This window comes from Cellvibrio sp. GW822-FHT04B05 (assembly GCF_058800985.1).
Genome location: NZ_JBXAMU010000004.1, coordinates 1 through 21463 on the forward strand (window position 1 = coordinate 1; position 21463 = coordinate 21463).

19 protein-coding genes are annotated in these 21463 nt (G+C 49.6%); 3 read left to right on the top strand and 16 right to left on the bottom strand.

What is annotated here, in order from left to right:
- Positions 1-94: 94 nt before the first annotated feature.
- On the bottom strand, positions 95-928 hold the full coding sequence (pssA, locus tag AC1RJL_RS13210) for a CDP-diacylglycerol--serine O-phosphatidyltransferase (protein WP_492914749.1): 834 nt from the start codon (positions 926-928) through the stop codon (positions 95-97).
- 89 nt (positions 929-1017) lie between these two features.
- Positions 1018-2034 carry a ketol-acid reductoisomerase gene (gene ilvC / locus AC1RJL_RS13215; protein ID WP_492914751.1) on the bottom strand — a complete coding sequence of 339 codons (1017 nt, stop codon included), beginning with the start codon at positions 2032-2034 and terminating at the stop codon, positions 1018-1020.
- Between the two features lie 169 nt (positions 2035-2203).
- On the opposite strand from ilvC, the gene ilvY reads away from it, so the two are divergent.
- Positions 2204-3070, top strand: a complete 867-nt coding sequence (gene ilvY, locus AC1RJL_RS13220; protein WP_492914753.1) for an HTH-type transcriptional activator IlvY — start codon at positions 2204-2206, stop codon at positions 3068-3070.
- 4 nt (positions 3071-3074) lie between these two features.
- Here the strand turns inward: ilvY and AC1RJL_RS13225 are convergent, their stop codons facing one another.
- From AC1RJL_RS13225 to AC1RJL_RS13260, 8 genes are all read right to left on the bottom strand, one after another.
- A complete protein-coding gene (locus tag AC1RJL_RS13225; protein WP_492914755.1) occupies positions 3075-3641 on the bottom strand; it encodes a DNA-3-methyladenine glycosylase in 567 nt (188 codons plus the stop codon).
- Positions 3641-4579 carry a DUF6999 family protein gene (locus AC1RJL_RS13230; RefSeq protein WP_492914757.1) on the bottom strand — a complete coding sequence of 313 codons (939 nt, stop codon included), beginning with the start codon at positions 4577-4579 and terminating at the stop codon, positions 3641-3643. The genes AC1RJL_RS13225 and AC1RJL_RS13230 overlap by 1 nt, the downstream gene beginning before the upstream one ends.
- 3 nt (positions 4580-4582) lie before the next feature.
- Positions 4583-6460, bottom strand: coding sequence for an iron-containing redox enzyme family protein (locus tag AC1RJL_RS13235; protein ID WP_492914759.1), 1878 nt, complete (start codon positions 6458-6460; stop codon positions 4583-4585).
- Between the two features lie 3 nt (positions 6461-6463).
- Positions 6464-7327: a fatty acid desaturase gene (locus tag AC1RJL_RS13240; RefSeq protein WP_492914761.1), complete on the bottom strand. Its 864-nt coding sequence runs from the start codon at positions 7325-7327 to the stop codon at positions 6464-6466.
- A gap of 5 nt (positions 7328-7332) precedes the next feature.
- The gene (locus AC1RJL_RS13245; protein WP_492914763.1) at positions 7333-8085 is read right to left on the bottom strand and encodes a sterol desaturase family protein; all 753 of its coding nucleotides are present in this window, start codon (positions 8083-8085) and stop codon (positions 7333-7335) included.
- A gap of 24 nt (positions 8086-8109) precedes the next feature.
- Positions 8110-9057, bottom strand: a complete 948-nt coding sequence (locus AC1RJL_RS13250; protein ID WP_492914765.1) for a hypothetical protein — start codon at positions 9055-9057, stop codon at positions 8110-8112.
- 227 nt (positions 9058-9284) lie between these two features.
- Positions 9285-9776, bottom strand: coding sequence for an acetolactate synthase small subunit (gene ilvN, locus AC1RJL_RS13255; protein ID WP_492914767.1), 492 nt, complete (start codon positions 9774-9776; stop codon positions 9285-9287).
- Between the two features lies 1 nt (position 9777).
- Positions 9778-11511: an acetolactate synthase 3 large subunit gene (locus AC1RJL_RS13260; RefSeq protein WP_492914768.1), complete on the bottom strand. Its 1734-nt coding sequence runs from the start codon at positions 11509-11511 to the stop codon at positions 9778-9780.
- A 536-nt stretch (positions 11512-12047) separates the two neighbouring features.
- Between AC1RJL_RS13260 and AC1RJL_RS13265 the strand changes: the two genes are divergently transcribed.
- On the top strand, positions 12048-12467 hold the full coding sequence (locus AC1RJL_RS13265; RefSeq protein ID WP_492914771.1) for a DUF4124 domain-containing protein: 420 nt from the start codon (positions 12048-12050) through the stop codon (positions 12465-12467).
- Positions 12468-12551: 84 nt separating this feature from the next.
- On the opposite strand, the gene clpB is transcribed toward AC1RJL_RS13265, so the two are convergent.
- The 5 genes from clpB to rluD form a co-directional block, all read right to left on the bottom strand.
- Entirely contained in the window at positions 12552-15209 is a 2658-nt protein-coding gene (clpB, locus tag AC1RJL_RS13270; RefSeq protein WP_492914773.1) for an ATP-dependent chaperone ClpB, read from the bottom strand.
- 127 nt (positions 15210-15336) lie between these two features.
- Positions 15337-15855, bottom strand: a complete 519-nt coding sequence (locus tag AC1RJL_RS13275) for a magnetosome magnetite crystal formation protein family (protein ID WP_492914775.1) — start codon at positions 15853-15855, stop codon at positions 15337-15339.
- A 65-nt stretch (positions 15856-15920) separates the two neighbouring features.
- Positions 15921-16679, bottom strand: a complete 759-nt coding sequence (locus AC1RJL_RS13280; RefSeq protein ID WP_492914778.1) for a copper homeostasis protein CutC — start codon at positions 16677-16679, stop codon at positions 15921-15923.
- Between the two features lie 114 nt (positions 16680-16793).
- Entirely contained in the window at positions 16794-17567 is a 774-nt protein-coding gene (gene pgeF, locus AC1RJL_RS13285) for a peptidoglycan editing factor PgeF (RefSeq protein ID WP_492914780.1), read from the bottom strand.
- Entirely contained in the window at positions 17560-18525 is a 966-nt protein-coding gene (rluD, locus tag AC1RJL_RS13290; RefSeq protein ID WP_492914782.1) for a 23S rRNA pseudouridine(1911/1915/1917) synthase RluD, read from the bottom strand. The genes pgeF and rluD overlap by 8 nt, the downstream gene beginning before the upstream one ends.
- Before the next feature lie 163 nt (positions 18526-18688).
- On the opposite strand from rluD, the gene AC1RJL_RS13295 reads away from it, so the two are divergent.
- A complete protein-coding gene (locus AC1RJL_RS13295) occupies positions 18689-19591 on the top strand; it encodes an outer membrane protein assembly factor BamD (RefSeq protein ID WP_492914784.1) in 903 nt (300 codons plus the stop codon).
- A gap of 72 nt (positions 19592-19663) precedes the next feature.
- Here the strand turns inward: AC1RJL_RS13295 and AC1RJL_RS13300 are convergent, their stop codons facing one another.
- Entirely contained in the window at positions 19664-21292 is a 1629-nt protein-coding gene (locus AC1RJL_RS13300; RefSeq protein ID WP_492914786.1) for an NAD+ synthase, read from the bottom strand.
- Positions 21293-21463: the final 171 nt, after the last annotated feature.

Consider the following 21463-nt stretch of genomic DNA (forward strand, 5'->3'; position numbering starts at 1 on the left):
CGCACTATACGAATCCAGCCGCACCCGTGCAAGCCTTTTTTAGGATTGGGGCGTTTTAATTTTGGAGGCGATTAATTAACAAACTGACTGGCTTTTATTCGGGCGCTTTGGGCGATTTTGCGCTGCCCGCTATACGCTGAAACACCCAAATAATGGGCGCGGACAAACCGTAAATAACCGCTATCGCCAACACTCCCTGTTGCTGATAAATAATGAGCGATGCAAATACCAGCACCACCAGCAACATAAATGCAAAGGGAACACGCCCACGGAAGTTAATGCCCTTAAAGCTCGTGTAGCGAAAATTGGACACCATCAGCAAACCAGAGAATGCCGTCAACATGGCAACACCCGCAGCCCAAATCCCCTCCGGCTTGGAATCGAACCAAACCCATACTGTTGCGGCAATAATCGAGGCAGCAGCCGGACTCGCCAATCCCATAAAGTATTTTTTATCGACCACGCCGATTTGCGTATTGAATCGAGCCAGACGCAATGCTGCACAGGCCGTATAGATAAATGCCGCTGCCCAGCCCCAACGACCGAGATCATGTAAAACCCAGCTAAACATCACCAATGCAGGCGCAACACCGAAAGAAACCATATCGGCAAGACTATCGTATTGCTCACCAAAGGCACTTTGGGTGTTGGTCATGCGCGCCACCCGCCCATCCATCCCGTCAAGCAGCATAGAGCCGAAGATAGCGATAGCCGCTTGTGCAAAATTGCCATGCATGGCAGAGACAATGGCGTAAAAGCCACAAAATAGCGCGCCGGTAGTAAAAAGGTTGGGTAGAAGATAAACACCGCGATGACGAACTTTTTTGCCGTCTTCGGAGACCTCTTCAACCAGATCCCCAAAAGGTAGCGGCCCTTCATTATCGACCGGTTCTTGCTTGGAGCTGTCATTATCGTGCTGGCTCATCATTCTCTCTCCGATTGCGGGAGGGTCATTTTACACAGTCAGCAACAAAAAACGCGGCCTAAGCCGCGTTTTTTGTTGGGATCAAATACCAATTAGTTCTTGGTTTGATCAACGATTTTGTTCGCTTGAATCCAAGGCATCATTGCACGCAACTTGGTACCCACCACTTCGATACCGTGCGCCGCGTTGTTACGACGCGCAGCAGTCATAGAAGAATAGTTGGTTGCACCTTCAAGGATGAACTTCTTGGCATATTCGCCAGTTTGGATGTCTTTCAATGCTTGACGCATCGCTTTGCGCGACTCTTCATTGATCACTTTAGGACCCGTCACATACTCGCCGTATTCGGCATTGTTAGAGATTGAGTAGTTCATGTTGGCAATACCGCCTTCGAACATCAGGTCAACAATCAACTTCAACTCATGCAGACATTCAAAGTAAGCCATTTCCGGCTCGTAGCCCGCTTCAACCAGGGTTTCGAAACCCATTTTCACTAACTCAACCGCGCCGCCGCACAGAACCGCTTGCTCGCCGAACAGGTCGGTTTCGGTTTCGTCTTTGAAAGTAGTTTCGATGATGCCGGTACGGCCGCCGCCTACGCCTGATGCGTATGACAGGGCAGTATCTTTCGCCTTGCCTGACGCATCCTGGAAGATCGCAATCAGATCAGGTACACCGCCGCCACGCACAAACTCAGAGCGGACAGTGTGACCGGGTGCTTTTGGCGCGATCATGATTACGTCCAGATCTTTGCGCGGTACAACCTGGTTGTAGTGAATCGCAAAACCGTGTGCGAAAGCCAAGGTGGCGCCTTGCTTGATGTTTGGCTCGATCTCTTCTTTGTAGAGTTTTGATTGGAACTCGTCCGGAGTCAGGATCATGACTACGTCAGCTGATTTAACCGCAGTGGCAACGTCAGTCACTTTCAGGCCATGGGCTTCCGCTTTCTTAACAGTGGCAGAGCCAGCGCGCAGACCAACAACCACGTCAACACCTGAGTCTTTCAGGTTGCACGCGTGCGCATGACCTTGTGAACCGTAACCGATGATGGCTACTTTTTTGCCTTGGATGATAGAAAGATCGGCATCTTTATCGTAATAAACGTGCATAACAGACTCCTCAGGAGATGATGATTGCCGGAAAACAGGTAAACACTGAAGTCCGACCGGGATAAAAGGTCGCCAGTGTAGGGAAACACTTGCATCGCGTAAAATGATATATTCGCAATTCAATATTTCATTTTATGCAACATAGTTATTTATTACTGATCGCTTCGCTATGGATATCACCAAACTTCGCCTCTTTTGCAACCTCGCCAACAGCCTGCACTTTGGTCGCGCCGCCGCCAGTTGCCATGTCAGCCCTTCCACCCTTAGCCGCAACATCAAACAACTGGAAGATGATCTGGGGGTAAGCCTGTTTGTGCGCGACAACCGCTCGGTGATACTCACCCATGAAGGCGAGCAATTTTTAGGGTTTGCCAAAGAGGTGATCCAACAGTGGGAGACTTATCAGGAATCGCTGCTGGCGCAGGCCGATCAACTGCGCGGGCAGCTCAGCATCTATTGCTCGGTGACCGCAAGTTACAGTTTCCTGTATGAGATCCTCACCGAGTTCCGCGTTAAACATCCGGGCATTGCAATCAAACTCCACACCGGCGATCCGGCGCAATCGATTGAGCGGATTCTCGCGGGTGATGAAGACATCGCCATCGCCGCCAAACCCGACAAATTGCCCGCCGGCATCAGCTTTAAACCCATCAACAGTTCGCCGCTGATTTTTATCACCGCCACTAATGAGGACTGGCAGGGGAAAAGCTGGCAGGAGATTCCGGTGATCATTCCCGAAGAAGGGTTGGCGCGGGAGCGATTAAATATCTGGTTCGATTCTCTCGGTATCAAACCGAATATCTACGCTGAAGTAAAAGGGAATGAAGCGATTGTGAGTATGGTGAGCTTGGGATTTGGTGTTGGCGTTGCCCCGCAAATCGTAGTGGACAACAGCCCGCTTGCCGACAAAGTGAAACGGTTTAATCCGCAACCGGATTTAGGCCCTTACGACACTGGCATTTGTGTGATGGAAAAACGATTGAAAAGCCCGATTGTGAATGCGTTTTGGAGTCAACTGCGCGAACCGCATAAATAACACATCAACGAAAAGGTTTACTCAAAAAAGACGAGCCCGCCAATCCAAAACGCCACGGCAAATCCATCGCTTTGGATATTCCAATGCGCGGGCCATGCACTACATCGACAGATGCAACAGCAGGTAATAATTTGAAGGGTTGTTGCGCGAGGGAGCGGCCATTAAATGCATGTACAATTTCCAATGCCTGCCCCACACGTCCTGGGCCCGAACAAAGTAAACGCTCCGTTTCAACGCCGCGACGCGTGCGCATGATATCCAACCCCTTGGTTGGCTGAATTGCGCGAATTAAAATACCGGCACCATGACCTTCGGGTGAGCAGACAAAATTCAGGCACCAGTGAATGCCGTATGAGCGATAAACATAAGCTCGTCCGGGCGGGCCAAACATAGACGCATTGCGCACACTCGGGCCAGAAAACGTGTGAGATGCAGGTTCGGACTGATCGTAAGCTTCTACTTCAACAATAGTTCCACCCACACCATTCACAAAAAATTGCGCACCGATTAATTGCGGTGCCACTTCATGTGAGGGAGCGGAAAAATCGATTAGCGAGAAAATATCACTCATTATTTATCCGTTTCATTTACGTCCACAACTGATGTGGATTGATTGACACTGTAATCCGGTGCATGGTGTTCGGCCTGTGCTTTTTTTAAATCCATTAACAATGCGTGCAACATTTCGGTTGACAGACCATGCAATACCAATCGATAGCCCGCACGCAAGGTACTCATTGGCACTAACGGATGTTTATTATTTAACAGCACCAAATGCTGTGGCGAATTTAAAATAGTCGCTACATACAGGCCAATGGTCTCATCCAACTGCAAGGAATTGGATGCACGCCAGAAATCGTTATCCGTAAGAAATAATTGATAGGTCGGCGTAAACATTTCAATGGCAGTTTGCAAATCGATACCGTTCAGCATTCCACGTGGCATTGATCCCAAGGTAATTTCCGGTTCGTGAATCATACTGAAATCCGGTTTTTCCACCGGAACCAGTTTTTGATTGGCATCACGCAGTGCTTTACCCAAGCGAATAACAAAGTTAAATAGATTTAAATCGTGCTTTAGAAATAATTCATCTTTTAATTCGTCCAGGCTCATCGGTTTTAGCGAAGATGTTGCTACGCTGACTGGCGCATTGGCCGCGATAAATTCCAGAATCTGCGCGCCCATATGAAAATGCCGCAACACTAACCAATTCGCTTCCGGACGCACGCAGTATTTCAAACCGGTCGCGAGAACCCAATGCAGCAACCTGGATGCTGCCCAGTTGCGCGGCACAACCACTTTCACAATCTGGATTAATACAATGAATGTGCGCGCTATTGGCCGTACAAAAGGCAATAAAAACTGACGCGATGGTGTTTCTGAATCCGCAAGCCAGGCTTTTTTTACATGATCGGGTAGCGGTGTACTTTGATCCAAATAAAGTGCAAGCCAGGGATTGGGATCGCGCGGATCAAATCCAGCCTGTAAAAATTTTGGTGTTTTTTCCATTCCTTAACTCTCCACAATATGTTCAAACTGCATGAGATATAATTGCGCGGTACGCCTTGCTGTAGCGATTATGCTTTTTGCAGCTTGTGGTTCGATTACCAACACCAATTCAACTGCGGCCAACCAGCGCGCAAGGTGATGTTCATCATTAGCGCCGTGATATTCCAAAAAGCGAAAAGCACTTGCAGGTAAATCCACTTGTTTACGCAGCAACGGCAAGAGTGCGGGAACAATGCGCTGGCCAGTTCCTTCAATAATATAAATTGCGCCTAACAAACCAATCGGGTTGGTGGTTGCAGCAAGCGAATGCAGGTAACTATTTAATGCTTCGCCACCGGGGTTGCGACGCAAGTTATCCAAAGGCTCGGTTCCGCCTGCCGCGCAATAATCATCGTACAAAATTTTAAAATCGTTTTGCTCTTCGCTCGCATGGGTTTCAATCAAGCTGGCAAGATCCATATACACACCGGTTAGCGACGCAACCGCTTTACGCATCCATTTACTGCCTTCGCGCACTTGTGGCACCCACTGGGATGTCCAATTGCAATAATCGTCCAGCGTAAATTGTTGGCTGACCAATTTATGAATTACCTGACTGCGCCAAACCTGCGAGCGATAGTCGTGCCAAATGCCCGCTAATGTAGTTAATAAATCTTGCAGATGCATAGGTGCAGATTGTGGATCATGTGGCGGGGCAATAATTTCTGTTGTTGCCTGTCTGGATATGGACGCAGGCACAAAAACATTGAGCGGAGCACTTGCATCTTCAACTTCCAACAACATATAAGCGGCAGTCATGCGCCCCGACTCAGGGATAAAGCAAAATATTTTTTCACCTGGCTTTACCTCATGCGTATCCAAAAATTCTGCTAACATAATAAAAATCGATGCAGAACCGGTATTGCCGCGTGTTGTTAAATTACTGTACCAACGCTCACGCGGAATAGTCAGCCCGGCTTTATCCAATAACTCTTCTACCACCGGAATAAAACGCGCTGAAGAATAATGACAAAGGAAATGATCTATTTCGTTCGAGGTTATCCAGCCATCGCTTACCAGCTTTACATATTCGTGAATACTCACATCAAACAAGTGTGGTAGCAGACGGATATCCTGCCGCAACGATAATGCACCCGCAGCCTCTGCCTCGCTGGACGACGGAAAGTCGAGAAAAGATTTGCTGCGATCTTCAGTCAAACCCAATTGCATGCAAACCGGATAATCACCGGCAAAACTTTTTTGGTGAATCCAGTTTATTTTTATGCGTATACTCTTGTTCGCATCAGGCTTGTCAGTAAGCAACAAGGCGCCAGCACCATCGGACAGCATCCAACGCAGGAAGTGTGCATCAAAATCACTGCTATAACCACGCGGCGCAAAACGGCTTTTTTTGAAAATTCTTGACGGCATTTCCACAGCCGCCACCAAAGCCTGGTGATGTGCGCCTAACTCAATCGACTGCGCAGCAAACTCAATTGCGGAAATACCGGCTGCGCAAACCCCAAGGCTCGATAAGGTTTCCATCGGCGGCGCCCCCAATTCACCTTGCACCATCGCGGCAAAACCAGGAATTAATGCATCGCTGCCGGATGATCCTACTGCAAGTAAACTGACATCGTTCAACATTGCATTGGCGCGTGCGAGGCAATCGTGAATCGCGTTAGCTGCCAATCTGGTGTGAGAGGTTGTTGTCTCACTATTTTTATCGATGGCGTAATGCCGGGTTTGGATTCCATTTTCCGCCAGGATTTTATTTTTAATCCGCAAAGAAATACGGTTCAGCGGCGCAATAAAATCATCCATCGCCTGATTATCTACCGGCTCACCCGGCAGATGGTAACCGGCGGATTGGATATAAACACGGTTAAAACGAGTGGGCATAGATTAATCCTTGTTATGAAGCGAGCGACTGCGCCAGCGTGAGTGCAATGATCCTAACAAATAAGTGCGCAACATATAACGCAGCAAACCTTTTTCATTTAACGCAGGACTTACCTGCGCCGCGTATTGTTTGGCTAGTTGCGGCAATAACGACCAATGCGCACGCGGATGCTGGTGATGCGCCGTGTGCAGCCCGATATTAAACAACAAAGGATTAACCCAGCCATAAAAATTGCGCGCAAACTGTAAATTATTACCTCTGCCATCGGCGTGGGCATGCTGAAGATAATTAGTCGCCAACAACCAGTGCAAACCATGCAATTGGGGAATGAGCACCAATACCAGCCATTTTTGCCAATCGATTGCGGCTAAGCATAACCACAAACTCATAATTAACACGTACTGCAATACACAGTAATAAAAATAGGTGCGCTGAAATTGATAGCGGCGTTTTAGATAAGAGAAAAAGCGCGGATACAAAACCCAAATAGCTTGCAGCGGATGCAATATATAACCAAGGAGGTGATTGGAGTCACCGCGCGCACCGGGCGTATCAAAACGATAGGTACGCGTTAAATCTTGTTCGCCGTGATGATAACGGTGATGATTACCAATGTGCGCTGGATAAAATACAAACGTGGGGTGACCTTGCAGGAGTGTAATCCATAAATCCGTTAACCGATTTAATCGGCGCGAAGTCCAGATGCGCAAATGGGTGTGATTGTGATGGATCACCCCCACCCCTAACGTCAGAAATAATTCCAGTAGATATAACGGCCAGCTAAATCCATTCTGCCACTGCCAGGTAACCAGCAACGGCAGCGCCAGCAAATACACAATACTCTGCCAATCACGCCAGTAGCGCATGGGATTTAGCGCACTCGCCAGCGATTGATTTGTTTATCGGCAGCATCAGCAGGTAAAGCAGTTTTAAAAATCCAGTCCATAAACGGAAACATAAAACCATAGTTGCCATTAAAGCAGGCATGATGCAAATGATGGCGACGCGCACCGTTAAAAATAACGCGCGGCGAACGGGGGTTAAAATCAAAATTGGAATGACCGATACTATTGAACAACAAACTAAACAAGGGTACGGAAAAAAGCGCATAGACACTAAAATCATGCATCATCATTGGCAATAAAATCACATTCCCCAACATCATCGCCTCTACCGGATGAAACGCATAAGTAGACCAAGGCGTGGTGACTACCGAACGATGATGCGGTAAATGAAACTGCCGCAACCATCGCGTATGTAGCAGCCAATGGTTGATATAAAAATGGATTTCATTCCAGATCACCAACACAAAAATTTCAGTTGCAATTTGTAAACCGGAAGGGTTAACAGCTAATTGAGCCCAACCAAGTTGCAACAGTCCCCAAGGGAAAATCATCCCGATCCCGAAAATAGCGATGGAGCTGGCTGACAATAATAATTCACGCTGCAACTGGCCATTACCCAATGGGCGAGGATCAAGCCTGCAACCGATATGCAAGCGCGGCAGCAGTTGCTGGCTAATAAATACATTCAATGCGCCGAATATGAGATAAATACCACCGAAAAATGCCAGCCCGACACCGGCAATTTCAAACGCATTGCAATTTAAAATAAATTCGCGCATAGACATTGGGTTCCTTTACTGCAATCACTGCAGCACTTCAGGCTTTTGCAGCGGAGGTAATCCCTCTGGCTTCCAGTTATCGCCGCGTTTGGTTGACCACACAACAAGGTGTATGTGCTGACTGATATCTGTACCGTCCATATTGATTTGATACTGCTGGTTCAACTCAGTAATAAAATGTCCATTGTTGTATTGAGTAGCTGCACCGTACACAGGTATCAAACCTGAATACATAACCACACCACCATCCGGACCTTTCTTACCTTGATAGGGATAAATTGACTTGGCGCTCTCAAATAGCTGTTCATATCCCGGCGCTTGCGCTTTGGTCGGTAGTGCGTCAATGGTAAATTTCAATGTGCAGATATCGCTATCTGCCGTTTGTGTTGCACAAAACATCGAGCGCGAATGCATGATCTCGCTATCAATAGTTTGCCCTTGCGAGCTGATAGTTGCTTTTTTAATTCCGCTCACAGGCACTTCCAGTTCAACGCCCACACTTAACCCTTCGCCCACCAGTGAGGCCTCTGGCAGTTTAATAATGAATTTTCCTTCAGGGTTTTTAGTCAGCACATCCCATGAGTTATGCATATTGTAGGTTTCAGTGGACGAGATATCATTTTCATTCATCGCCAGCGACCCGGTAGCATATACAACACCCTGCACCCGGGACTCTTCACTGTCCAGCGAATAAGTTGCACTGGCTCCGCTGCCATCGCGGATCACATCAGTCTCCATATAAAGCGACGCATTTAATTGACGACGGGAATTTATTGCGGGGGAGGCTAATGCATCCACAAACTCAAACCGTGCATGCAAAGTAATAGGCTCACCCGAGGGGATAGCCTCGTCTGATGGTTCATGTTGACTCTCATCGACTACCGACTCTGATGGCTGCTCCTCGTTGGATGACTGGCCGCAGCCAGCGATTAAAAACAGACTTAATAAACTGACTATGGCAATGTGCTTCATAAGTAAATCCTTAAATTGCATTAAATGAAAAGTTTTAAAATGGCCGCTGACCAACATGACCGTAACACGCCAAGCCTACAAAAAATAAGCTCCTTACACTGCTTTTGGTTATGCAAATTGTGATAGCTCGCAATAATTTATCGCCACTGCAATATTCTGCCAATAAAAAAAGCCGAATCACTTTCGCAATTCGGCCTTCTCTTACTTGTATAGTTTCACGCGAGCTTTTACAAACTCAATACTTTCTCACCGCGTGAAATTCCGCACACACCGGTGCGTACCACTTCGATGATTGAAGCATCGCCGACAGCTTGTAAAAACGCATCAAGCTTATCGCTCGCACCGGTGATTTGAATCGTATAGAGCGTGCTGGTGACATCCACGATCTGGCCGCGAAAAATATCCACGCAACGTTTTACTTCGGCGCGCTGTGCACCTGAGGCTTTGACTTTAATCAGCATCAGTTCGCGTTCAATGTGCGAACCTTCGGTCAAATCCACCAGCTTAACTACATCAATTAATTTATTGAGGTGTTTGGTGATTTGCTCGATTTTGTGATCATCGCCCAAGGTTGTCAGTGTCAAGCGCGACAGGGTGTCATCTTCGGTCGGTGCAACTGTCAGGCTTTCAATGTTGTAGCCGCGCTGGGAGAACAAACCTACTACACGTGACAAAGCACCGGGAGCGTTTTCAACTAATACAGAAATAATGCGTCTCATATCAGGTGCGCTCCGTTTTGCTCAGGATCATATCGCGCATGGATTGCTGCGCAACCTGCATCGGATAAACGTGCTCGCTTTGATCGACCATGATATCCATAAATACCACGCGGTCTTTCAGCGCAAAACATTCAGCCAATTTTGCTTTCAGCTCTTCTTTTTTAGTAACACGAATACCAACGTGTCCGTAGGCTTCAGCCAACTTTATGAAGTCCGGCAGCGAGTCCTCATACAGACTTTCCGCATAGCGGCTGGAGTACTGCATGTCTTGCCATTGGCGAACCATGCCGAGCGCCTGATTGTTCAGGCAAATGATTTTTACCGGCAGATGGTATTGGGTGCAGGTCGACAATTCCTGAATACACATCTGGATTGAACCTTCACCGGTCACGCATACAACAGTCGCATCGCGATCCGCCATTTGCACGCCCATCGCTGCTGGTAAACCAAAGCCCATAGTGCCGAGGCCCCCGGAGTTGATCCAGCGACGCGGTTTGTCGAACAAATAATATTGCGCGGCAAACATCTGGTGCTGGCCCACGTCGGATGTAACGTAAGCATCGCCCTTGGTCACTTCCCAAATCGCCTGAATAACTTCCTGCGGCTTGATTTTATCGCTGGTAGTATCAAAACGATTCTTAGTGTAAATGCCATGACGTTCACGCCATTCGTTGATTTGCTCCCACCATGAGGCAAGTGCTTCAGCATCGGGTTTTTCATCCGATTCTTTAATCAACGCCAGCATTTCACTCAGCACGCTATCCACTGCACCTACGATAGGCACATCGGCAACTACCGTTTTGGAAATCGATGCAGGATCTATATCCACATGGATAATTTTTGCAGTCGGGCAAAACTTGCTGATGGCATTGGTTACGCGGTCATCAAAACGTGCCCCCACCGCCAGAATCACATCGCTGTGATGCATTGCGGTGTTGGCTTCGTAAGTGCCGTGCATACCGAGCATACCGAGGAAATTTTTGCCGGTACCGGGATATGCACCCAGGCCCATCAGGGTATTGGTTACCGGGTAATTAAGCAGATCCACCAACTCTTTCAGCAGATGTGAAGCATTACCCTGCACCACACCGCCGCCGGTATAGATCATCGGGCGCTTGGCGCCGAGCAGCAATTGCACCGCTTTTTTGATCTGGCCAGAGTGACCGCGAGTAGCCGGGGTATAGGAGCGCAGCTTCACCTTCTCGGGATATTCGTAGGCAAACGTATGCGCTGGATGAGTCAGGTCTTTAGGTACATCGATAACTACCGGACCAGGACGGCCGGTCGCCGCAATGTAATAGGCCTTTTTCACCGTCTCGGGAATTTCGCTGGCGTGTTTGATCATAAAGCTGTGCTTTACGATCGGGCGGGAGATACCCACCATGTCGGTTTCCTGGAAAGCATCTTCACCAATCAGATGACTCATCACCTGACCGGAAATCACTACCATCGGAATAGAATCCATATAGGCCGTCGCAATACCGGTAATGGCATTGGTCGCGCCCGGGCCGGAAGTTACCAGCACAGTTCCCACTTTGCCGGTCGCGCGCGCGTAACCATCGGCAGCATGGGTTGCAGCTTGTTCGTGACGAACAAGGATATGTTTAACGTCTTTTTGACGAAATATAGCGTCATAAATATGCAGCGCAGCGCCGCCCGGATAGCCGAAAACGTATTCAACGCCTTCGTCTTTCAGGGCGCGGATGAGCATATCTCCGCCTGAAAGCATTTCCACAATGATTCCCCTTTTAGGATATGAATCGCATGTTGCGCGTGTGTCTTTTGTACCACTGAGGGCGAAATAAAGAGTCACACAGGAAAGTATTGGCACTTAGGGCAGGCCAACACCATGAATGATCCACGATCAAAACCCGGCAAGGTCAGGATCGGATCAGCGAAAACCGGGCAGGTATGCAACGGCTTTCTCAGGCAAGGTTCTGGTAGGAACCCGACCATTAGATGGGTCGCCAAGAGGGTGACTTGGCGGAAAGCAGCGAGAGCCCACGCTTTAGGGGGCGACTGCAGCCATCTAGCGGAACGGCAATTCTCCCAAGATAACCGGCAAAGTCAAGAAATTAACACCAACTAGCGCACTTTTTAGCCTTGGAGGACGTGGGACAAGGAGAATCCAGGTAAGTTAAGCCGCCAATCGTGCCAGCTTGCGCATGCTCACAGATTTCACCTCGGAAGTTTCGCTCCGTCGGTATAAGGTCTATAGTTGGCTCAACTATCCTTAATTGACCCGGAAGCATTCGCACATAAGGTAAATCCATGAAGTTCTTACGTATTATCGGTTTTTGCCTGCTCGGTATCCTGGCAGCCCAAAATGTGTTGGCCGCCAAGGTATATACCTGGACAGATAACAAAGGAGTAGTCCACTACGGTGAACGTCCACCTAAAAATGTTAAGGCCACATTGGTGAATGCCCGTACCGGCCATAGCGATCCAACCCCTGCACAAATTGCGGCGGCGCAACCAAAACCCGCTGCGGAAGCTCCTGCAGCAGCGACACAAACAGCACTGAAAGACCCTGAGCGCTGTGCTAAGGCAAAAGATAATCTGGCAATCCTTAATTCGGTCGCACGCATAAAAACCCAAGATGCCACCGGGGTTGAGGTTTTCTTATCAGAAGAAGACAAAACCAAACAGCGCGAAGCTATGCAAGCCATTATTAATCAGGCTTGCGAATAAACACTCGCCTTGCAAAATAAAAACGGCCATCACTTGATGGCCGTTTTTATTTTGAGGCAACTATTTTTGCCGACACACCATTTGTCAGTTTAATCGTTTTGGATCAAATACAATTTTATCGCCCAGCAGTTTGCCGTGAATAATCGCACCCGGCATAAATTTTCCGCTGAGGATATCCTGCGCCAGTGGATTTTCGATTAATTGCTGGATGGCGCGTTTAAGTGGGCGTGCACCATAAACAGGATCGAAACCAACTTCCGATAACTTACTCATTACATCATCGTCCAGCTCCAAACTCAGCTCGCGCTCGGCCAAACGCTTGCGCAACAAATCCAATTGGATATCGGCGATACCACGAATTTGCTCGCGGCCAAGCGGATGGAACACAACTACTTCATCGATCCGGTTGATAAACTCCGGACGGAAATGACCAGTAACAACTTCCATCACTGCATCTTTCATGGCGTTGTAGCGGTTTTCATTGTTGAGGGAATTATTCATATCGCTGTTAACAAAACTATCAAAGCTCACTGTATCGAACGATTTGTCTTCCGCTAACTCCTGGATACGATCGGAGCCCAAATTCGATGTCATAACAATAACCGTATTGCGGAAATCCACGGTGCGGCCTTGGCCATCAGTTAAGCGACCGTCATCCAATACTTGCAATAAAATATTGAATACATCGGGATGGGCCTTTTCAATTTCGTCGAGCAAAATTACCGAATAAGGTTTGCGACGAACAGTTTCCGTAAGATAACCGCCCTCCTCGTAACCGACATAACCCGGCGGTGCGCCGATCAAACGGGCAACTGAATGTTTCTCCATAAATTCCGACATATCAATACGCACCATGGCATCAGTGGTATCGAATAAAAACTCTGCCAGCGATTTGCACAATTCAGTTTTACCCACACCGGTTGGGCCTAAAAATAAAAATGAACCATTGGGACGATTGGCATCGGACAAACCGGCCCGTGAGCGACGCACAGCGTTTGCCACCGCCACCACCGCTTCGTGCTGGCCGATCACCCGTTTATGCAGCGACTCTTCCATACGCAACAATTTTTCGCGTTCGCCTTCCAACATTTTGGATACGGGAATACCGGTCCATTTGGAAACCACTTCAGCAATTTCCTCTTCGGTCACTTTATTGCGCAGCAATTTCATTTCCATCATTTCGGCTTGCCCGGCCATATCCAATTGTTTTTCCAATTGGGGAATGATGCCGTATTGCAATTCACTCATCCGCGCCAAGTCACCTTTGCGACGTTTTTCCTCCAATTCAAAACGCGCCTGCTCCAGTTGGCTTTTAATTTCTTGCGAGCCTTGCAGGGCTGCTTTTTCTGCACGCCAGATTTCTTCCAGATCATTCAGTTCGCGCTCGAACCTATCAATATCCTGATCAAGTTTGGCAAGGCGTTTTTTACTCGCCTCATCCTCGTCTTTTTTCACCGCTTCGCGTTCAATTTTGAATTGAATTAAACGGCGCTCAAGGCGATCCATTTCTTCCGGTTTGGAATCGATTTCCATACGGATACGGCTTGCAGCCTCGTCGATTAAATCAATCGCTTTATCAGGCAATTGCCGGTCAGTAATGTAACGCTGTGATAATTTTGCTGCAGCAATAATTGCCGAGTCAGTAATATCCACACCGTGGTGGACTTCATAACGCTCTTTTAATCCGCGCAAAATAGCAATGGTGTCGGACTCATTTGGCTCATCGACCAATACTTTTTGGAAACGGCGCTCAAGCGCAGCATCTTTCTCAATATATTTGCGATATTCATCAAGCGTTGTCGCACCGACGCAATGCAACTCGCCGCGCGAGAGCGCTGGCTTAAGCATATTGCCCGCATCCATTGCGCCCTCACCTTTACCGGCGCCGACCATGGTATGCAGCTCGTCGATAAATAAAATAATGCGACCTTCTTGCCGGCTCAGCTCATTGATTACGGATTTTAACCGCTCTTCAAATTCACCACGGAATTTTGCACCGGCAAGCAATCCACCCAAATCGAGTGATAACAAACGCTTATCTTTTAAACCTTCCGGCACTTCGCCATTCACGATGCGCTGCGCAAGGCCTTCGACAATCGCCGTCTTGCCCACGCCCGGCTCACCGATCAACACCGGATTGTTTTTACTGCGGCGCTGCAAGACTTGAATCGTACGGCGAATTTCGTCGTCGCGACCAATGACCGGATCAAGCTTGCCCGCTTCGGCGCGCGCGGTTAAATCGACGGTATATTTTTCCAGCGCCTGGCGATTACCTTCTGAATCGGCGTCATCAACATTTTCACCGCCGCGCACTTTTTGGATGGCCTGTTGCAACCGTTGCGCATTGCCGTATTTTTTCAATAGCTCAGCCACTGCGCCTTGCGCTTCCAGCATCAATACCAGCAACACCGAATCGCTGGAAACAAATTTATCGCCCACTTTTTGCGCGTGGCGATCAGCAAGATTGAGCAGACGCACCATCTCGGGCGACATAGTCACTTCACCGGTGGGATTTTTGATTTGCGGCAGGTTTTCCAAATATTCATTCAACGAGGTGCGCAGGCCGGCGACATCAAATCCGGCCTGACTCAATAGCAGCCGCACATTGGCCGCGCCCTTTTGGTCGATCATTGCCAGAAGCAAATGGCCCGGGTCGAGTTGGCTGTGATCCTGCCCCAATGCAATAGATTGGGCATCGGAAAGTGCGACTTGAAGCTGATTGGTTAAACGGTCGATACGCATGGATTACCTCAAGCGAAATGTTACTACTCGGTTGAAGCAGACGTGGGGGCGCGAGGGGTGATTTCAAGCGGGCCCGGCGGCCCGCTGGTCATCTTTGAGCGGGATAAATCAGGTTGTTTGCGTTAGATCAATTTTGCACGCCAGTAGATGTAACAGGCGCGCGCGGAGTTTCGCGCACATCAAAAAACTTAATCGACATCGGATAATTTTTAATAATACCTTTATTCGCATCCATCGCCCCCATGATGGTGAATACAATCGAGCAGATAAACAGGATTGCCAACAGGAAAAAGCCCACGATCAGGAAACAGAGGACAATGCTTACCAAACAATAAATTAATGAACTAAACACCCAATTCATGACGACTTTGCCCTGCTCATTGATGTAAGGATCTTCCTTTTTCGATTGCCACATAATCAAGGGAACGATTAATCCCAAAAACGGGAACAGCCAGGAACAAAACTGGGTGAGATGCAGAATCAGGGCGTAATCGTAATTGTTGGTTTTTACCACAATGGTCTGTGGCTGCGCAGCAGATTGCGCCTGGGCACCGAGAACGCGCTCCTTGGCTTGCTGGTATTCCTCTTCACTGATCAAGCCTTTTTGCTTGAGATCATTCAGTTTTTCAATTTGATCGAGATCCATAATGATTCCTTGTTGGTGATGGACTAAGTATCAACATCGGCACTACCGTGACGATGAATAGGGTGTTAGCTGGCCGTACGGGCGGCAGCGATTGTAGTACGCACCGATTCGACATCAGTCAGCGTGATTTCATATTCCCGCTCGATCGCGGTGCCGCCCATGCCGACATGCGGATTGCGGAAATCCATGCCGCTCTTGACGGTCTTGAGCGCAGCAAAATGCATCTCGTCGACGCCGGTAGCAGTGCGCACTTGCGCAATATTGCTGGCATCGAGTGCACCGCACGCCATGATGATAATACGGCCATCGGCGATAGCGGTTGTGTCCTTGAGAATATCGCTCCCCTTGATTGCGGTGTCGCGCTGGCCACTCGTCAGCACCCGATCGACACCGGCACTGATCAGAGCCTCAAGCGCCTCACGATAGTCGCGTGTCATATCGAATGCGCGGTGACAGGTCACCTTCATCGGCCGTGCCGCATCGACCAATGCCTTGGTCCGCGCCTCGTCGATAGTGCCCTCAGGTGTGAGGCATCCGATCACCACACCAACAACGCCCATCTCGCGCAACACTTTGACATCTTCGATCATGCTGCGGAATTCGAGCTCGGAATAGAGAAAGTCGCCACCGCGCGGCCGGATGATAACGTGGAATGGAATAGTCGCAATCCGTAAGGCTTCGCGAATCACGCCCAGACTCGGTGTCAAACCACCTTCAAGCAGGCTGGCGCAAAGCTCCACCCGATCGGCGCCCGCCTGTTGCGCTGCAACGAGGCCATCGATTCCCTCAACGCAGATTTCGATTTTGAACGGATGCTTTGACATAAGTGCTCTTCGATTAATTGGTAGTACTCCCGGCGGGGCAACTACGATCAGCAGTAATGCTGTACGCAAGAGTTTAGATGCAACTTTTATCCTGTTGGATTCAGTTAGCAAAAATTACTCGCGCCAAATCAAACTCGCCATGCGTCCAGTCACCTTATCGCGCCGAAACGAATAAAAACGCGCTGTATCCGCATGGGTACAGTAATCGCCACCGTAAATGGCCGTCACCCCCAACGCATTCAATTCAGCGCGGGCGAGCGTATAGATATCGGCATAAAAATGCAGTGGTCGCTGCGCTGATACAAATGCAGTTGCAATTTGCTCGGCGTGCACCTGGCTGCGCGCTGCCTTAAAAAAGGCTTCAAGCACATCAACCCCGACTTCAAAATGCAGTTGCGATATAGCAGGGCCGAGATAAGCGAGGATAGCGCCGGGTTTAGCGGTAAATTTTTGCAGGCCGCGTGCACAAATGCCTTTTGCCAAACTGCGCCAGCCACAATGCAACGCTGCGACTTGTGTGCCTTGCTTATCGCACAACAAAATCGGCAGGCAATCAGCCGTCATTACCAGACAAGCCTGGCCAGGCTGATTGCTGTAGCTGCCATCGGCCGTGCGCACAACACCATCACTTTTGGCGTTAACCACTTTTACCCCGTGGACTTGCTCAAGCCACTGGGGCGTTTGTGCCAAACCCAATTCATCGCTGAGTTGCGCGCGATTTTTTGCAACCAATTCAGGATCATCACCCACATGCAAACCGAGATTATTGCTCGCGTAGGGCGATGCGCTTACACCACCAACGCGCGTGCTGATGTAGCTGCGCACATTGGCCGGCACCGGCCAATCGGGAGTGATGCCTTGGGCCTTAATACCTTGAGACTTAGTCATCGACAAGGGTGTAGCCTGTGTTGAGTGCATCCAGCAGATTTTTAAAATCCTCCGGCAGTGGCGCCGTCCACTCGGTGTACTCGCCGGTGCCGGGATGTTCCAGACCTAACTTGAATGCATGCAGCGCCTGACGCGGGAAACCTTTGAGGGTATCGATCAAATGCTGATTGGCGCCTTTGGGGATTTTAAAGCGGCTGCCGTAGGTTTGATCACCCACCAGCGCGTGGCCTATATGCGCCATATGCACGCGAATTTGGTGCGTGCGGCCAGTTTCCAATTTAACGCGGATATGAGTATGGCTTGGATAACGCTTGGCAACGCGATAATGCGTCACGGCGCGCTTGCCGCCTGCACTCAATACCGCCATGAGTTTGCGCTGGATCGGATGGCGCCCCATAGGTGCATCCACAGTGCCGCCACCGGTCATAGCGCCAACGGCTACGGCTTCATATTCGCGGCTTACAGTACGATCGGCCAATTGCTCAACCAGATCGGTGTGCGCTTCAAGGGTTTTGGCGATCACCATCAAACCGGTAGTTTCTTTATCCAAGCGATGCACAATGCCCGCGCGCGGTAGGTTAATCAGCTCGGGAATATGATTGAGCAGCGCATTCACCAGGGTGCCGGTATAGTTGCCTGCGGCGGGATGAACCACGAGTCCGGCCTGCTTATTGATGATGATCAGATCGTCATCTTCATGGACGATATCCAGCGTAATCTCTTCCGGTTCCCAATCGCCCTGGGCTTCCAGTTCGGCTTTTAACTCCAGCAGTTCATTGCCGATCAATTTGTCTTTCGGCTTGGCAACACGACCATCTACTTTCAGTTGGCCATCTTTAATCCAGCTTTGCAGACGCGAGCGCGAGAAGTCAGGGAACAACTCGGAGGCGATCTGGTCGAAGCGCATGCCGCTCATCTGGATGGGCACTTGTGCGCTCAGGTCAAAAACATCTTTCATTAAAAAACCTCTAGTGAAGATTTTTGACAGGTGTTGATCAGCCAAAAACCGGAAAAGTGGAGCTTTTATTCCTGCCAGATTGGTATCCGCCAAGCTCTGTGTTTAAATACCCTGCCCCGCACTTGGGGGGCCTTCGTTTATCGAGATAAGAGTCTATAACCCTATGCGAGTTCTGCCCTGTTTGATGCTCAGCGCCCTTGTGTTGCTGACTGCCTGCTCCACCAAAGAGCCTGAATACACCACCGAAGCGGACTTGTATCGCGCCGCCGAAGAACAACTTGAGCGCAGCCAGTGGGAATCGGCGATCAAGAACCTGAACTCGCTTGAAGAAAACTTCCCCTTCGGCACTTACGCTGATCAGGCCCAACTGGAGCTTATCTACGCCCAATACAGCTCGGGCGAGCCGGATGCCGCAATCGCCACGGCCAACCGTTTTATCCGTCTTCACCCCCAACACCGCAATGTGGACTACGCCTACTATATGCTGGGAATGAGCTCATTTACCAAAGACCAGGGCATGTTTGAGCGAGTGATGCCGGTAGATACCTCCCGACGCGACCCGGGTGCTGCGCGTGAATCCCTCGCGAATTTTACCCAATTACTCAACCGCTATCCTGACAGTAACTACGCCGCCGATGCGAAAAAACGCATGTTGCATTTACGCAACCACTTGGCGCGCTACGAAATCCACGTCGCCAATTACTATTTTAAACGCGGCGCTTATGTTGCTGCCGTTGGTCGCGGTCGCTATGTATTGGAAAACTTTCCCCAATCGCCCGCCACACCGGATGCACTGGCCGCTATGGTACAGGGTTATCACCTGTTAAAGATGCCCGAACAGTCGAATGAGATTCTGGAAATCCTGAAACTCAACTATGCCGACTATCCCGCATTGAACCAAAAGGGAGAGTTTGACTACAACTTTATGTACAACAACGGTAAGTCGCCCTGGCTTGCTTACCTGACTCTCGGCTTGTTCAACAAAAATGAAATCACCGGTTTTGATACCCGCGCGATTTACGATCCGCAGTACAAAAAATCGGTTGCGGTAGATCGTCCGGAATAATCGCCGCGCTCGACTCGTAGAAAAAGGCCGCAATCGCGGCCTTTTTTATTGCACCGGAATCAGGGCGATTGCTTAATCGCCCATCTTCCAACCGGAGGTAATAGGATAGCGTCGATCCCGGCCAAAGCCGCGCTGGCTGATGCGAATCCCAATCGGCGCCTGGCGACGCTTGTATTCGTTCACATCCACAAGGCGCACTACCCGCTCCACCTGCTCGCGGTTAAAGCCTTGGCTGATAATCGCTTCTGCACTGAAATCCTGTTCAACATACAATTCCAAAATGCGGTCGAGAATATCGTAGGGCGGCAAACTGTCTTCGTCTTTTTGATCCGGCGCCAGCTCAGCTGATGGTGGACGGGTAATAACGCTCTCGGGAATCACCGGGCTGATTGTGTTGCGATAGCGCGACAGGGCAAACACCAACGTTTTGGGGACATCCTTCAGCGCATCAAAACCACCGGCCATATCGCCATAAAGCGTGGAATAGCCGACCGCCATTTCACTTTTGTTGCCGGTAGTCAGTACCAGATAGCCCTTCTTGTTGGATATCGCCATCAGCAATACGCCGCGGCAGCGCGCCTGCAGGTTTTCTTCAGTAGTATCGCGTTTGGTGCCGGCAAACTCATCGCTAAGCGCGGCCATAAAGGCTTCGTACATGGGTTCGATACTGATCGAGCTGTAGCGGACACCGAGTCGTGCAGCTTCATCAGCGGCATCGCTTTTACTTAAATCGGAGGTGTAGCGAAACGGCATCATCACCGCTTCGACTCGCTCGGCACCCAGTGCATCAACGGCCATCGCAAGGGTTAACGCGGAGTCGATACCACCGGACAAACCCAGCACCACGCCCTTGAAGCGGTTTTTGTTGACGTAATCGCGCATCCCCAACACCAGTGCCTGATATACCGAAGCAACTTTATCGGTCAGTGGAGTTTGCAATTGCGTGGCAACGGCAACGTGTTGCTGATCCCAATCCAGTGTCACCGCAAACTCACCTTCGGCAAACGCCGGAGCGCGGAATTGTGTTTGGCCGTTTGCATCCACCACGACCGAACCGCCGTCAAATACCAGCTCGTCTTGCCCGCCAACCAGATTGGTGTAAACCACCGGCATATCGCCTTCGCGCGCGCGAAACGCAATTACCGCTTCGCGCTGCTGCTGCTTGCCTTGATGATAAGGTGAGGCATTGAGATTGAGCATCAGCTTTGCACCCGCCGCTCTCGCTTGCGCCATAGGTTGGGGATACCAGATATCTTCGCAGACACTTAACGCAGTGGGGACACCGTTTAAATCGAATACGCAGGGGCTATCGCCAGTCACAAAATAGCGTTTTTCATCAAACACCTGATAATTCGGCAGGCATTGCTTCGCGTATTCCGCGACCAATTTCCCACCGGCAATCACTCCCGCCATATTGAACAGGCGACCGTCTTTAAAACGGGGATAGCCCACTACCAACGCCAGCGGCAATTGTGCAGCTTGCAACTCCTGCAGTGCGCGTTCAATGCGCAGCTCAAGACTGGGACGCAAGAGCAGATCTTCCGGTGGGTAACCGGTTAATGTCAGCTCGGGGAAGACAATCGCATCCACTTGGCCTTGGGCCATAGCATTTTGCGCAACGGCGAGCACCTTGGCAGTATTGCCGGGAATATCCCCCACAAGGGTATTAAGCTGGGCAAGGATCAAATGTAGCTGTGACATAAAATTCAAGGAGTTAAAGAGTGGGACAGCGCCGCTGAAAATAAGTCTGGAATCGCATCCAGGAAAGCAGCATAAGTGGCGCGAAACTGGCAAAATTAGCCCGCATATTCGGCCCATGTATGACACGACACCTGAAATGGACTAAAGGATCGGGTCAATTCAAATACCGGT